Here is a 13974-nt window from a genome sequence, read left to right on the forward strand (position 1 = left end):
TATTGCTCCCCGAACGATTGTGATTCGATTCACATTTAAACAATTTTAGAATAGACAAAATTCTTGAGTATTATACTGTAGCCTCGTGTCTTTCGAGGATAAGTGCATTATGAATATCTTACATATATGTGTGACCTCAAAATGGTTCAATATCGACAATAAGATTGTCGATCACCGCCCTTAATTTACCCTTCTGTAGCCATCACCAGAGCCAAACCGATTAGATTCAATGTGAACGATTAGTTTGCTATATATTAATTTTGCCTTTTGCAAAGGCCATCTCTCGTTTATTTACTTATTTTAGTAAATGATGGTGCTTGTATATATACATGGCGAATTAATGGATATTGCAGATGTAATATTCACAGGGATCACTGTAATTAAAATAAATGAAGGATTATGTAATGGAAAACTTTAAACATCTCCCTGAACCGTTCCGCATTCGTGTTATTGAGCCAGTAAAACGTACTACTCGCGCTTATCGTGAAGAAGCAATTATTAAATCCGGTATGAACCCGTTCCTGCTGGATAGCGAAGATGTGTTTATCGATTTACTGACCGACAGCGGCACCGGGGCGGTGACGCAGAGTATGCAGGCCGCGATGATGCGCGGCGACGAAGCCTACAGCGGCAGCCGCAGCTACTATGCGTTAGCCGAGTCAGTGAAAAATATCTTTGGTTATCAATACACCATTCCGACTCACCAGGGCCGTGGCGCAGAGCAAATTTATATTCCGGTACTGATTAAAAAACGCGAGCAGGAAAAAGGCCTGGATCGCAGCAAAATGGTGGCATTCTCTAACTATTTCTTTGATACCACGCAGGGCCATAGCCAGATTAACGGCTGTACCGTGCGTAACGTCTATATCAAAGAAGCCTTCGATACTGGCGTGCGTTACGACTTTAAAGGTAACTTTGACCTTGAGGGATTAGAACGCGGCATTGAAGAAGTTGGCCCGAATAACGTGCCGTATATCGTTGCGACCATCACCAGTAACTCTGCAGGTGGTCAGCCGGTTTCACTGGCAAACTTAAAAGCGATGTACAGCATCGCGAAGAAATACGATATTCCGGTGGTAATGGACTCCGCGCGCTTTGCCGAAAACGCCTATTTCATCAAGCAGCGTGAAGCAGAATACAAGGACTGGACCATCGAGCAGATCACCCGCGAAACCTACAAATATGCCGATATGCTGGCGATGTCCGCCAAGAAAGATGCGATGGTGCCGATGGGCGGCCTGCTGTGCATGAAAGACGACAGCTTCTTTGATGTGTACACCGAGTGCAGAACCCTTTGCGTAGTGCAGGAAGGCTTCCCGACATATGGCGGCCTGGAAGGCGGCGCGATGGAGCGTCTGGCCGTAGGTCTGTATGACGGCATGAATCTGGACTGGCTGGCTTATCGTATCGCGCAGGTGCAGTATCTGGTCGATGGTCTGGAAGAGATTGGCGTTGTCTGCCAGCAGGCGGGCGGTCACGCGGCATTCGTTGATGCCGGTAAACTGTTGCCGCATATCCCGGCAGATCAGTTCCCGGCACAGGCTCTGGCCTGCGAGCTGTATAAAGTCGCCGGTATCCGTGCGGTAGAAATTGGCTCTTTCCTGTTAGGCCGCGATCCGAAAACCGGTAAACAACTGCCATGCCCGGCTGAACTGCTGCGTTTAACCATTCCGCGCGCAACATATACTCAAACACATATGGACTTCATTATTGAAGCCTTCAAACATGTGAAAGAGAACGCGGCGAATATTAAAGGGTTAACCTTTACCTACGAACCGAAAGTATTGCGTCACTTCACCGCAAAACTGAAAGAAGTTTAATTAATACTACAGAGTGGCTATAAGGATGTTAGCCACTCTCTTACCCTACATCCTCAATAACAAAAATAGCCTTCCTCTAAAGGTGGCATCATGACTGATCAAGCTGAAAAAAAGCACTCTGCATTTTGGGGTGTTATGGTTATAGCAGGTACAGTAATTGGTGGAGGTATGTTTGCTTTACCTGTTGATCTTGCCGGTGCCTGGTTTTTCTGGGGTGCCTTTATCCTTATCATTGCCTGGTTTTCAATGCTTCATTCCGGGTTATTGTTATTAGAAGCAAATTTAAATTATCCCGTCGGCTCCAGTTTTAACACCATCACCAAAGATTTAATCGGTAACACCTGGAACATTATCAGCGGTATTACCGTTGCCTTCGTTCTCTATATCCTCACTTATGCCTATATCTCTGCTAATGGTGCGATCATTAGTGAAACGATATCAATGAATTTGGGTTATCACGCTAATCCGCGTATTGTCGGGATCTGCACAGCCATTTTCGTTGCCAGCGTATTGTGGATAAGTTCGTTAGCCGCCAGTCGTATTACCTCATTATTCCTCGGGCTGAAGATTATCTCCTTTGTGATCGTGTTTGGTTCTTTCTTCTTCCAGGTCGATTACCCCATTCTGCGCGATGCCACCAGCACCACTGCGGGAACGTCTTACTTCCCGTATATCTTTATGGCTTTGCCGGTGTGTCTGGCGTCATTTGGTTTCCACGGCAATATTCCCAGCCTGATTATTTGCTATGGCAAACGCAAAGATAAGTTAATCAAAAGCGTGGTCTTTGGTTCGCTGCTGGCGCTGGTGATTTATCTCTTCTGGCTCTATTGCACGATGGGGAATATTCCGCGCGAAAGCTTTAAGGCGATAATCTCCTCAGGCGGCAACGTTGATTCGCTGGTGAAATCGTTCCTCGGCACCAAACAGCACGGCATTATCGAGTTTTGCCTGCTGGTGTTCTCTAACTTAGCTGTTGCCAGTTCGTTCTTTGGTGTCACGCTGGGGTTGTTCGATTATCTGGCGGACCTGTTTAAGATTGATAACTCCCACGGCGGGCGTTTCAAAACCGTGCTGTTAACCTTCCTGCCACCTGCGTTGTTGTATCTGATCTTCCCGAACGGCTTTATTTACGGGATCGGCGGTGCCGGGCTGTGCGCCACCATCTGGGCGGTCATTATTCCCGCAGTGCTTGCAATCAAAGCTCGCAAGAAGTTTCCCAATCAGATGTTCACGGTCTGGGGCGGCAATCTTATTCCGGCGATTGTCATTCTCTTTGGTATAACCGTAATTTTATGCTGGTTCGGTAACGTCTTTAACGTGTTACCTAAATTTGGCTGATCCCTTCAAGAAGCCAGCCATTTCGCTGGCTTCTTGCCTGTCAGGAAATCTCTTTTGTCCAAATGGCAACTCGCCTGATTCTCCTTCACCACGTATGCTTTGCGTCACCTTACTATCAGGACGCTTTAGCCCATGTCCCGCTTTTTGATTTGTAGTTTTGCCCTGGTTTTACTTTATCCCGCCGGGATTGATATGTACCTCGTTGGTTTACCGCGCATCGCCGCCGATCTCAATGCCAGCGAAGCGCAGTTGCATATTGCGTTCTCCGTATATCTGGCGGGGATGGCAGCTGCGATGTTATTTGCCGGTAAAGTGGCCGATCGTTCAGGGAGAAAGCCGGTCGCCATACCCGGCGCGGCGCTATTTATTATTGCCTCGGTGTTCTGTTCACTGGCTGAAACCAGCACGTTATTTCTTGCAGGCCGATTTCTACAGGGGTTGGGCGCAGGCTGTTGTTACGTAGTGGCGTTCGCCATTTTGCGCGACACGCTGGATGATCGACGTCGGGCTAAAGTGCTGTCATTACTCAACGGTATTACCTGCATCATTCCGGTGTTAGCGCCAGTGCTCGGACATCTGATTATGCTTAAATTCCCGTGGCAGAGTCTGTTCTGGGCGATGGCAATGATGGGCATCGCGGTACTGATGTTGTCTTTGTTTATTTTAAAAGAAACGCGCCCAGCGTCCCCCGCTGCTTCGGACAAACCACGAGAAAATAGCGAGTCGCTGCTTAATCGGTTTTTCCTCAGCCGTGTTGTTATCACCACCCTCAGCGTTTCGGTGATCCTCACTTTCGTCAATACATCGCCGGTATTGCTGATGGAAATCATGGGTTTTGAGCGCGGAGAATACGCCACCATTATGGCGTTGACCGCTGGCGTCAGCATGACCGTTTCATTCTCCACGCCATTTGCGCTGGGAATTTTTAAGCCACGTACGTTGATGATCACCTCGCAGGTGTTATTCCTTGCGGCGGGGATCACCCTTGCCGTTTCACCTTCCCATGCGGTTTCTCTGTTTGGTATCACGCTGATTTGCGCCGGTTTCTCGGTAGGTTTTGGCGTAGCGATGAGTCAGGCGTTAGGACCATTTTCATTACGCGCGGGCGTAGCCAGCTCGACCTTAGGTATTGCGCAGGTTTGCGGTTCGTCACTGTGGATTTGGCTGGCAGCGGTGGTTGGTATCGGCGCATGGAATATGCTGATCGGGATTCTGATTGCCTGTAGCATAGTGAGCCTGTTGCTGATTATGTTCGTCGCGCCTGGACGCCCCGTTGCCGCTCATGAAGAAATCCATCACCACGCTTGATCTCAATCTGCTGCTCTGTCTGCAACTGCTGATGCAGGAGCGCAGCGTGACCAAAGCGGCGAAGCGGATGAACGTGACCCCTTCAGCGGTGAGTAAGTCGCTGGCAAAGTTAAGAGCGTGGTTTGACGACCCGCTCTTTGTGAACTCACCGCTGGGCCTGTCGCCCACACCGCTAATGGTCAGCATGGAGCAAAATCTGGCGGAATGGATGCAAATGAGCAATCTGCTGCTGGATAAACCGCACCACCAGACACCGCGCGGCCTGAAGTTTGAGTTGGCGGCGGAATCGCCGCTGATGATGATCATGCTTAATGCGCTGTCGAAACGGATCTACCAACGTTACCCGCAGGCGACCATCAAACTACGTAACTGGGATTACGATTCCTTAGATGCCATTACTCGTGGTGAAGTGGATATTGGTTTTTCCGGTCGCGAAAGCCATCCTCGCTCGCGGGAGCTGTTAAGCTCGCTACCGTTAGCCATTGATTATGAAGTGCTGTTTAGTGATGTACCCTGCGTCTGGTTACGCAAAGATCATCCGGCACTGCATGAAACGTGGAATCTGGACACCTTTTTACGTTATCCGCATATCAGCATTTGCTGGGAACAGAGCGACACCTGGGCGCTGGACAATGTGTTACAGGAGCTGAGGCGCGAACGCACGATTGCTATGAGCCTGCCGGAATTTGAGCAGTCACTGTTTATGGCAGCGCAACCCGACAATCTGCTACTGGCGACCGCGCCGCGCTACTGTCAGTACTACAATCAACTCCATCAACTGCCGTTGGTTGCTCTTCCTCTCCCGTTTGACGAAAGCCAGCAAAAAAAGCTGGAAGTTCCTTTTACCCTGCTGTGGCATAAACGGAACAGCCATAATCCGAAGATCGTCTGGTTACGGGAAACCATTAAAAACCTTTACGCGTCGATGGCATAACCGAATCGTATGAAACGCGACCCAATTTCACAATAAAATGTAAAAAAGTTGTAATAAGCTTGTCTGAATCGAACTTTTAGCCGCTTTAGTCTGTCCATCATTCCAGTAAATGATTACTCTTGTATTCATAATGGACCATTAAGCATGGAGCGAAAAATGGCGACTCACTTTGCCCGAGGGATTTTAACGGAAGGACATCTGATTTCTGTTCGTCTCCCCTCCCAGTGTCATCAAGAAGCCCGAAACATTCCCCCTCATCGTCAAAGCCGTTTTCTGGCGTCTAGAGGTTTACTCGCAGAACTGATGTTCATGCTGTATGGCATTGGCGAATTGCCGGAAATCGTCACCCTGCCGAAAGGTAAACCGGTTTTCAGTGATAAAAATTTGCCTTCGTTTTCTATTTCCTATGCCGGGAATATGGTTGGCGTGGCGTTAACAACCGAAGGTGAATGTGGTCTCGATATGGAACTACAGCGTGCGACGCGCGGGTTTCATAGCCCACACGCGCCCGATAACCACACCTTTTCCAGCAATGAATCGCTATGGATCAGTAAACAAAACGATCCTAACGAAGCGCGGGCGCAGCTCATCACGCTGCGCCGAAGCGTGCTAAAACTAACCGGTGATGTTTTGAATGACGATCCGCGCGATCTGCAGCTGCTGCCCATTGCCGGACGCCTGAAATGTGCTCATGTAAATCATGTAGAAGCGTTATGCGACGCGGAGGACGTGCTGGTGTGGTCCGTGGCGGTCACGCCCACGATTGAAAAGCTCAGTGTCTGGGAGTTCGATGGCAAACACGGCTGGAAAAGCCTGCCGGATATTCACAGCCGCGCCAACAATCCTACCAGCCGGATGATGCGTTTTGCCCAGCTCTCTACCGTGAAGGCTTTTTCGCCAAATTGATAGACAACCACAGGAGTCATCATGTCTGAAAAATTGCAGGTGGTTACGTTACTGGGGAGCCTGCGCAAAGGCTCATTTAATGGCATGGTTGCACGTACCCTGCCGAAAATTGCTCCGGCGAGCATGGAAGTCAATGCGTTACCTTCCATTGCCGACATTCCCTTGTATGACGCTGACGTACAGCAGGAAGAAGGTTTTCCAGCAACGGTTGAAGCTCTGGCGGAACAGATCCGTCAGGCTGACGGTGTGGTGATCGTCACGCCGGAATATAACTACTCGGTACCGGGTGGGCTGAAAAATGCCATCGACTGGCTTTCCCGCCTGCCGGATCAACCGCTGGCCGGTAAACCGGTGTTGATTCAGACCAGCTCAATGGGCGTGATTGGCGGCGCGCGCTGTCAGTATCACCTGCGCCAGATTCTGGTTTTCCTCGATGCAATGGTGATGAACAAGCCGGAATTTATGGGCGGCGTGATTCAGAACAAAGTTGATCCGCAAACCGGAGAAGTGATTGATCAAGGTACGCTGGACCACCTGACCGGGCAATTGACCGCATTTGGTGAGTTTATTCAGCGAGTTAAGATCTAAATAAAAAACCCGCCAGCAATCATGCATGGCGGGTTTTTAACGCGCTATCGATTTTAGTGAGCGTCGATAAAGACAATCTTCAGGATAAACAGCAGCGCAACGATGATTACGCACGGGCTTAGATCACGCAGACGCCCGGTACCGATTTTCATCACGCAGTAGGAGATAAAGCCCAGCGCGATACCTTCGGTAATCGAGAAGCTGAACGGCATCATCACGGCGGTAATAAACGCCGGAACAGATTCAGTAAGATCCTGCCAGTTCACGCGTGCCAGACTGGAAGTCATCAGCACGCCAACGTAAATCAGCGCACCAGCTGCAGCGTAGCCTGGCACCATCCCCGCCAGCGGCGACAGAAAGATAACCAGCAGGAACAGCAGACCAACAACCACTGCCGTCAGACCGGTACGACCGCCAACCGATACGCCGGAAGAGGACTCAATATAAGCCGTAACGGAAGAAGTACCGATAAACGAACCGGTCACGGAAGAGATACTGTCGACATACAGCGCCTGCTTCATGCGCGGGAATTTACCCTTCTCATCCGCCAGGCCTGCTTTATCGGTCACGCCAATCAGCGTACCGGAGGAGTCAAACAGGTTGACCAGCATGAAAGAGAATATCACCCCTGCCAGCCCGAGGTTAAACGACCCGGCTAAATCTACATGGCCCACGACAGTCATTACGCTCGGCGGCGCAGAAACGATGCCATTGTAGTGGACATCACCCAGCATCCAGCCCAGCAGCGTTGTCACCACGATGGAAACCAGCACCGCCGCGTGAATGTTGCGCGAGGCCAGAATAGCGATGATGAAGAAGCCGAGGATCCCCAGCAGCACGCTGTGAGAAGTCAGGTTACCGATGCTGACCAGCGTTTCCGGGTTAGCGACAATCACACCTGCATTCTTCAGTCCCATCATACCAATGAACAGACCGATACCGCTGGTGATGCCCACACGCAGACTTACCGGAATGTTAGCAATCATCCAGTAACGAACGCGGAAAATCGTCAGTAACAGCAGACCAATCGCGCCCCAGAAGATTGCGCCCATCCCGACTTGCCACGGCAAGCCCATAGCCTGTACAACGACAAAAGCGAAGAATGCATTCAGGCCCATAGCGGGTGCCAGTGCAACTGGCAGGTTAGCAAACAGTCCCATCATAATACTGCCGAATGCAGCAATCAGACAGGTAGTAACGAAGACGGCGCTGGTATCCATGCCAGCAACGCCAAGAATTTGCGGGTTAACAAAAACGATGTAAACCATCGTCAGGAAGGTGGTAAAACCGGCGATCACTTCGGTCCGTGCCGTCGTGCCATGTTCGCGCAGTTTAAACACGCGTTCCAGCATCCCCTGGCCAGAAGCCTGGGTTGTGTGTTGTTGACTCATTATCTATTTCCGAACAAGGAGGGAAAATCCGTCGCTATCGTATACCAAAATGAGACAATATGGACGGCTGAAGATAACTTTTTTTCATTGTATTTGCTTATACGGCAACGATTGCGTCATGCGAATTGGCATGACGAAAACGTTAAACTAACGATAAAGGAAAGACATGTCCCAGATAGAAGCGGTATTTTTCGACTGCGACGGTACGCTGGTCGACAGTGAAGTCATTTGCTCCCGCGCATATGTAACGATGTTTCAGGAATTTGGTATTACGCTCGATCCTGAAGAGGTATTCAAACGTTTCAAAGGTGTAAAACTGTACGAAATTATCGATATTGTTTCCCTTGAACATGGTGTTACGTTAGCGAAAACAGAAGCTGAACACGTTTACCGTGCAGAAGTCGCTCGGCTGTTCGATTCAGAACTGGAAGCCATCGAAGGGGCTGGAGCGCTCCTGTCAGCGATCACTGCGCCAATGTGTGTGGTATCTAACGGCCCAAATAACAAAATGCAGCATTCTATGGGCAAGCTGAATATGTTGCACTACTTCCCGGATAAACTGTTCAGCGGCTACGATATTCAGCGCTGGAAGCCAGACCCGGCGTTAATGTTCCATGCGGCAAAAGCGATGAATGTAAATGTAGAAAACTGCATTCTGGTTGATGACTCAGTTGCCGGTGCGCAATCTGGTATCGACGCAGGTATGGAAGTGTTCTACTTCTGCGCCGACCCGCACAATAAGCCGATCGTTCACCCGAAAGTCACCACCTTTACCCATCTTTCGCAGTTACCGGAACTGTGGAAAGCGCGTGGTTGGGATATTACGGCATAGTTCTTCACACTCCCTTCACTTACCCCGCTTAAATTGGCGCTCAAAGGTAAGTAAAGGGTGTTTGATATGTCTGTTTCACGTCGGGTAATACATCACGGACTTTATTTTGCGGTTTTAGGACCGTTAATTGGTGTTCTGTTTCTTGTCCTCTACATATTCTTCGCAAAAGAACCGCTGGTTCTTTTGGTAATAATACAGGTACTTCCATTGTTTCTCTTATTGTCGATTACTACGGGAGCTATTCCTGCATTGTTAACCGGCGTGATGGTCGCCTGTCTGCCGGAAAAGATCGGGTCACAGAAAAATTATCGTTGTCTGGCTGGTGGCATAGGTGGCGTCGTTATCACCGAGATCTATTGTGCAGTTATTGTACATATTAAGGGCATGGCTTCCTCGGAGTTGTTTGAAAACATTCTTTCTGGTGACAGTCTCGTTGTCCGCATCATTCCTGCATTGCTGGCAGGTGTGGTGATGAGCAGAATCATTACCCGTCTGCCCGGATTGGATATTTCATGTCCTGAAACAGACTCTTTAAGTTAAGCGGGATACTTTATCTTTGGGCTACTCAAAAGCAGACAGGATGTTACTATGACTCAAAATATCAGGCCGTTACCCCAATTCAAATATCATCCCAAGCCACTGGAAACAGGCGCATTTGAACAGGATAAAACCGTAGAGTGCGATTGCTGTGAACAACAGACGTCAGTTTATTACTCGGGTCCCTTTTATTGCGTTGATGAAGTTGAACATCTCTGTCCGTGGTGTATTGCGGACGGTTCTGCTGCTGAAAAGTTTGCAGGTAGTTTTCAGGATGATGCCAGCATAGAAGGTGTTGAATTTGAGTATGATGAAGAGGACGAATTTGCCGGTATTAAGAACACATATCCTGATGAAATGCTGAAAGAGTTGGTTGAACGCACGCCAGGTTATCATGGATGGCAACAGGAATTCTGGCTTGCGCATTGTGGCGATTTCTGTGCTTTTATCGGCTATGTGGGCTGGAATGATATAAAAGATCGCCTCGATGAATTTGCCAACCTTGAAGAAGATTGTGAGAATTTCGGTATTAGAAATTCTGATCTAGCTAAATGCCTGCAAAAGGGTGGTGATTGTCAGGGTTATCTCTTCCGCTGTCTCCACTGCGGCAAGCTGAGACTGTGGGGTGATTTTTCGTAGTTATTTAAATAATGAGAACAGGCCGGAGCGTAATTCATACATCCGGCCTTATTTCTTCAGCTTAACCGAGCGCTAATTCTGCGGCAGCGGCTTTATCAGCGATTACCATCAGCGAAGGATGCAGCTGCAACACGGAAGCTGGAACATCTTCGGTAACCGGACCTTGCAGCACATTTTTCAGTGCCTGCGCTTTACCTGCGCCACTGACAATTATCAGCAAGTTTTTCGCCGCCATGATGCTTTTCGGCCCCATCGTCACGTAGCTGTCAGGCACTAACGAAAAGTCGCCGCCCAACTCACCATGCGCCACAATATCAACCATCTCTCCCTGGATCGGGAACTCCACGGTTTGCTCATGGAAATGGGTCGTATTCGGCAAATTGCCACAAAAATGACCATCTGCACCTAATCCCAGCACCACCAAATCCAGGCCGCCTTCACGCGCCAGTTTCTGATCATGCTCGCGGTAGTTATCAATAGTGAGCTTCTGGATATTCTCTTCTTTGATCCCCGCAGGGGTGAAAAACAGATTACGCAGATTGGTAATCGTTACACCTTCTCCCTCTTTGCCGCGAAAGGGAATTTCATCGAAATTATAGAAATAGCAGTTATCGTACCAGGGCTTACCTTTAACCAGGGTGGTGAGGTATTCATACATGCCTTTGGGCGTGCTACCGGCGGTAATTGCCAGGTTAACACGACGCGTCTTCGACATATAACCAAGCAGATGGTGTGCCGCGACACGGCTCATTTCCTGGTAATCTTCGGTAATGATTAATTTCATCTTAGTGCCTTATTTTATTTAAATAATTTCTGTACGAAGGCTGCATAGGCAGGCCGCCAGACATCCATTTCATGGTTCAGGCCGGGATATTCCTGGTAATCAAACTTAATTTTTTTCTGCTCAAGCTCAGTTTTCAGCCCGGCGATATCCTTGCCGGTTACGACATCTTTATCACCAACGACCACAGTAAAATTACGTAGTTGCTGGTTAATAGCTGCCGGATCGTTCAGCCGGGCCGCGACACCTTCATCCGGTACGGTTGTCGTGGTAACACCACTGAATGTGGCCAGCCAGCCAAAGCTTTCCAGATGATTCATTCCGGAAACCAGCGCCTGGTACCCGCCTTGTGAAAGCCCTGCCAGCGCGCGACCATCGGCATCTTTACGGACATTAAAACGCTTGCTAATCAGCGGGATAATATCGTTCATTAGTTCGCGATCTGCCGCTTTAGCATTCAGCGGATAAAAGACTTTACGTCTTTCCTGAGGCACGAAATCTTCGGGAATAATGCCCTTCGCATCGGTTTCGGTATCCGGGATCACCACCAGCATCGGTTTAATTTTCCCTTCAGCCAGCAGGTTATCCATGATTTGCGGGATACGCCCCTGATCGATAGCGGAACGTCCGGTATCACCAAAACCGTGATAGAAATAGAGCACTGGCAAAGGCTCGCCCATGCCGGTGTATCCTGGCGGGGTCCAGACATACATCTGACGTTCAGATTGCAATGCGTTGGAGTGGTAAGTTATGGCGATCAAATCACCATGCGCAACAGAACGCGTATCCAGATAACTGCCTGGCACCAGAATCATACTGGAGTTAACCTGGCGCTGAGGCTTAGTCATTGCGGTGCCTGTATCAATGCTGCGTACACCATCAACATTGAAAAAATACTCGTACAGGTTGCCTTTCAGGATAGGTGTGCGCCACGACCAGACTCCTGCTTCGTCTTTGGTCATCGGGTGAATATTGTCCGGAACCGGACCACCCACCACTACAGAGACATTTTTTGCCCTAGGGGCAAAGTAGCGAAAGGTCACGCTGTTATCGGCATTGACCTGAGTCACATACTGTTTCACCGGGATAGTGGGTGCCGGGCTGGCTGGCATATCCGCTGCTATGGCCCACTGAGCAGAAATACCGCTGGCAATAGCCAGCGTTAAAGCAGCAATTTTTATATTCATCGTAATATTCCTTTCATTAAGTTCCATTACCACCAGATTTCAGCCTGGGCACCGACAGCAAACTGGTCGTCTTTATTGTCTTCGAAGGTGAAGCCATCCAGTTCGTTTTCCAGGGCTTTGATATACGTGGCGTAGAAACGAATTTCCGGACGCGAGGTCAACATACTGGTATTGACTTTAAAGGTATGGAAGAGCGTGGTTTTATAACCAGACTCATTAAATTTATTACTATTCGCATCTTTGTTTTGCTGGGTGAAATAGCCCAGTTCAACACCTGTCTGGTTATATTGGTCCCAAATATAGGCCGGGCGAACAACCGCACGAATAGATTCGAAATCAGAGTGTGCGCCTGTTTCGTAGCTATAAATATCGTTACCGAAGGAGTAAACAATCGCGTTAGCTACAATAAAATGATCGCCGATATAGGCTTCGCCCTGCGAAGTCAGACGAACTGCTGTTCCGCCGGTGTGATCACCATAATAACGACCATTAAAGGTGGTAAATGGACTTGCGCCAGCATAACGGCCAAAGTTACTGGCGATAGAGTTATTCGCAACCAGGAAGGAGAATTCGTTGAAGCCACCTTTATCAAATTTCTGCGTTAAAGATGTGCCAAACATCCAGGTATCTTTCCAGTCATAATAGCCGTTATTATCCTGATTATCTTTTTCCGATGCGCTTTCGTTTGCCGTGACATAACGACCACTCACCATTAAGGTCGCTTTATCCCATAACGGGATATCTTTATAGCGTAAATCAATAGTATTGGTATTAATCTGCTGTTTGTTTTGCAGGCTGCGATCGTAATCATCGACATCTTCGCGAACCAGCGCGATATCAATTTTACCCGGACCGACTTTCCAGTTTTCCAGACCTACACCCGCTGCGGCATCAGTACGCTGCGTTTTCCAGTCCAGCATCTGGATTTCAATTTTCGGCGCACCGTGTTTACCCACCCAGAAATCAGCCTCTGGCGCAAAGGGCAGGAAACCTTTGGTGGTAACGTACATATCGGAGAACTGCATAAAGTTCTCGCCACCGGCGTTATCGCCAAACCAGCCGGTAGAGTACTGCTGACCAACGTTACCATCCATCATCACAACGGCATCAACCCGTTTGCCGTTTTCGTTGTAGACACGTTGTTTTAACTGCAAATCAAACCAGCCGGAGTATTCGTTACCAAAGCGGCCCAGAGAACCAATCGCCCATGATTTAGGTGAACCATGAGAGGCGGTCCCCCAACCAGAACGGTAATAGCCGTTGTAACTAAAGCCAATTTCATCTTTCACAAACTTACTGAAATCTTTCAGAGTCATGGAAGAATAAATCGAGCCTGTCTCACTGGCATTTTTCTCTTCATTTTTGACCAGTACAGCATCAGGTTTTGCGGCACTACTGGTCGGGAACGGATTGGCGGCATACCCTTGATCATTCGTACTTACGCTACGATTCACCGTCGCTGGCGTATATTTTTTCTTCTCTTCATCTTTATACTTTTTGAGTTCGCTTTGCGTTTCTCTTAACGCTTTTTCTAATAACTCAAGGCGATGTTCCACCGTTAATGATTCAGCCAATGATTGTGCAGAAAAGGCTAACGGTGCCATTAATAAGATGGCAGAGGTAATAAGATTTCGTCTAAACATAATATCCCTTTATGGTGCAAAGAAAGAATTAACGTATCGCATCCAGACTGTTCTGAATGCGACGATAATT

General features: G+C 48.7%; 14 protein-coding genes. 10 read left to right on the top strand and 4 right to left on the bottom strand.

Features of this window, described 5'->3' with window-relative positions:
- Positions 1-109 precede the first annotated feature (109 nt).
- The 7 genes from tnaC (at position 110) to yieF (ending at position 6894) form a co-directional block, all read left to right on the top strand.
- Positions 110-184: a tryptophanase leader peptide gene (gene tnaC, locus E0D98_RS05695; protein ID WP_001364348.1), complete on the top strand. Its 75-nt coding sequence runs from the start codon at positions 110-112 to the stop codon at positions 182-184.
- 220 nt (positions 185-404) lie between these two features.
- Positions 405-1820 (top strand): tryptophanase, encoded by a 1416-nt coding sequence (tnaA, locus tag E0D98_RS05700; RefSeq protein WP_001295247.1) that lies wholly within the window; start codon positions 405-407, stop codon positions 1818-1820.
- Positions 1821-1910: 90 nt separating this feature from the next.
- Entirely contained in the window at positions 1911-3158 is a 1248-nt protein-coding gene (gene tnaB, locus E0D98_RS05705; RefSeq protein WP_000131902.1) for a low affinity tryptophan permease TnaB, read from the top strand.
- Positions 3159-3290: 132 nt separating this feature from the next.
- Complete coding sequence (gene mdtL / locus E0D98_RS05710) at positions 3291-4466, top strand: multidrug efflux MFS transporter MdtL (RefSeq protein ID WP_000085987.1); 1176 nt, start codon at positions 3291-3293, stop codon at positions 4464-4466.
- Positions 4441-5400, top strand: a complete 960-nt coding sequence (yidZ, locus tag E0D98_RS05715; RefSeq protein WP_001378463.1) for an HTH-type transcriptional regulator YidZ — start codon at positions 4441-4443, stop codon at positions 5398-5400. Before mdtL ends, yidZ begins: the two co-directional genes overlap by 26 nt.
- A 156-nt stretch (positions 5401-5556) precedes the next feature.
- On the top strand, positions 5557-6306 hold the full coding sequence (locus tag E0D98_RS05720; RefSeq protein ID WP_001349996.1) for a 4'-phosphopantetheinyl transferase superfamily protein: 750 nt from the start codon (positions 5557-5559) through the stop codon (positions 6304-6306).
- A 21-nt stretch (positions 6307-6327) separates the two neighbouring features.
- Positions 6328-6894: a class I chromate reductase YieF gene (gene yieF, locus E0D98_RS05725; RefSeq protein WP_001291268.1), complete on the top strand. Its 567-nt coding sequence runs from the start codon at positions 6328-6330 to the stop codon at positions 6892-6894.
- A 53-nt stretch (positions 6895-6947) separates the two neighbouring features.
- Here the strand turns inward: yieF and adeP are convergent, their stop codons facing one another.
- The gene (gene adeP / locus E0D98_RS05730) at positions 6948-8285 is read right to left on the bottom strand and encodes an adenine permease AdeP (protein WP_000082693.1); all 1338 of its coding nucleotides are present in this window, start codon (positions 8283-8285) and stop codon (positions 6948-6950) included.
- Positions 8286-8451: 166 nt separating this feature from the next.
- On the opposite strand from adeP, the gene yieH reads away from it, so the two are divergent.
- The 3 genes from yieH (at position 8452) to cbrC (ending at position 10293) form a co-directional block, all read left to right on the top strand.
- Positions 8452-9117 (top strand): 6-phosphogluconate phosphatase, encoded by a 666-nt coding sequence (gene yieH, locus E0D98_RS05735; protein WP_000078043.1) that lies wholly within the window; start codon positions 8452-8454, stop codon positions 9115-9117.
- 66 nt (positions 9118-9183) lie between these two features.
- On the top strand, positions 9184-9657 hold the full coding sequence (locus E0D98_RS05740) for a protein CbrB (RefSeq protein ID WP_000116772.1): 474 nt from the start codon (positions 9184-9186) through the stop codon (positions 9655-9657).
- 48 nt (positions 9658-9705) lie between these two features.
- A complete protein-coding gene (cbrC, locus tag E0D98_RS05745; protein ID WP_000193070.1) occupies positions 9706-10293 on the top strand; it encodes a PF03691 family colicin E2 tolerance protein CbrC in 588 nt (195 codons plus the stop codon).
- Between the two features lie 61 nt (positions 10294-10354).
- On the opposite strand, the gene E0D98_RS05750 is transcribed toward cbrC, so the two are convergent.
- The 3 genes from E0D98_RS05750 to bglH are packed head-to-tail and all read right to left on the bottom strand — an operon-like array spanning position 10355 to position 13904.
- The gene (locus tag E0D98_RS05750; RefSeq protein ID WP_000766900.1) at positions 10355-11077 is read right to left on the bottom strand and encodes a glucosamine-6-phosphate deaminase; all 723 of its coding nucleotides are present in this window, start codon (positions 11075-11077) and stop codon (positions 10355-10357) included.
- A gap of 14 nt (positions 11078-11091) precedes the next feature.
- Positions 11092-12261: an esterase family protein gene (locus tag E0D98_RS05755; RefSeq protein WP_001378466.1), complete on the bottom strand. Its 1170-nt coding sequence runs from the start codon at positions 12259-12261 to the stop codon at positions 11092-11094.
- 26 nt (positions 12262-12287) lie between these two features.
- Complete coding sequence (bglH, locus tag E0D98_RS05760; protein WP_000489849.1) at positions 12288-13904, bottom strand: carbohydrate-specific porin BglH; 1617 nt, start codon at positions 13902-13904, stop codon at positions 12288-12290.
- Between the last annotated feature and the right edge of the window lie 70 nt (positions 13905-13974).

The sequence above is a fragment of the Escherichia sp. KCJ4928 genome (assembly GCF_004352695.1).
Taxonomy (GTDB): domain Bacteria; phylum Pseudomonadota; class Gammaproteobacteria; order Enterobacterales; family Enterobacteriaceae; genus ECMA0423.

Excerpts from the sequence above, each read along its gene's own strand:
- tnaA (WP_001295247.1), top strand. The coding sequence starts at position 405 with ATGGAAAACTTTAAACATCTCCCTGAACCGTTCCGCATTCGTGTTATT.
- tnaB (WP_000131902.1), top strand. The coding sequence starts at position 1,911 with ATGACTGATCAAGCTGAAAAAAAGCACTCTGCATTTTGGGGTGTTATG.
- mdtL (WP_000085987.1), top strand. The coding sequence starts at position 3,291 with ATGTCCCGCTTTTTGATTTGTAGTTTTGCCCTGGTTTTACTTTATCCC.
- yidZ (WP_001378463.1), top strand. The coding sequence starts at position 4,441 with ATGAAGAAATCCATCACCACGCTTGATCTCAATCTGCTGCTCTGTCTG.
- E0D98_RS05720 (WP_001349996.1), top strand. The coding sequence starts at position 5,557 with ATGGCGACTCACTTTGCCCGAGGGATTTTAACGGAAGGACATCTGATT.
- yieF (WP_001291268.1), top strand. The coding sequence starts at position 6,328 with ATGTCTGAAAAATTGCAGGTGGTTACGTTACTGGGGAGCCTGCGCAAA.
- adeP (WP_000082693.1), bottom strand. The coding sequence starts at position 8,285 with ATGAGTCAACAACACACAACCCAGGCTTCTGGCCAGGGGATGCTGGAA.
- yieH (WP_000078043.1), top strand. The coding sequence starts at position 8,452 with ATGTCCCAGATAGAAGCGGTATTTTTCGACTGCGACGGTACGCTGGTC.
- E0D98_RS05740 (WP_000116772.1), top strand. The coding sequence starts at position 9,184 with ATGTCTGTTTCACGTCGGGTAATACATCACGGACTTTATTTTGCGGTT.
- cbrC (WP_000193070.1), top strand. The coding sequence starts at position 9,706 with ATGACTCAAAATATCAGGCCGTTACCCCAATTCAAATATCATCCCAAG.
- E0D98_RS05750 (WP_000766900.1), bottom strand. The coding sequence starts at position 11,077 with ATGAAATTAATCATTACCGAAGATTACCAGGAAATGAGCCGTGTCGCG.
- E0D98_RS05755 (WP_001378466.1), bottom strand. The coding sequence starts at position 12,261 with ATGAATATAAAAATTGCTGCTTTAACGCTGGCTATTGCCAGCGGTATT.
- bglH (WP_000489849.1), bottom strand. The coding sequence starts at position 13,904 with ATGTTTAGACGAAATCTTATTACCTCTGCCATCTTATTAATGGCACCG.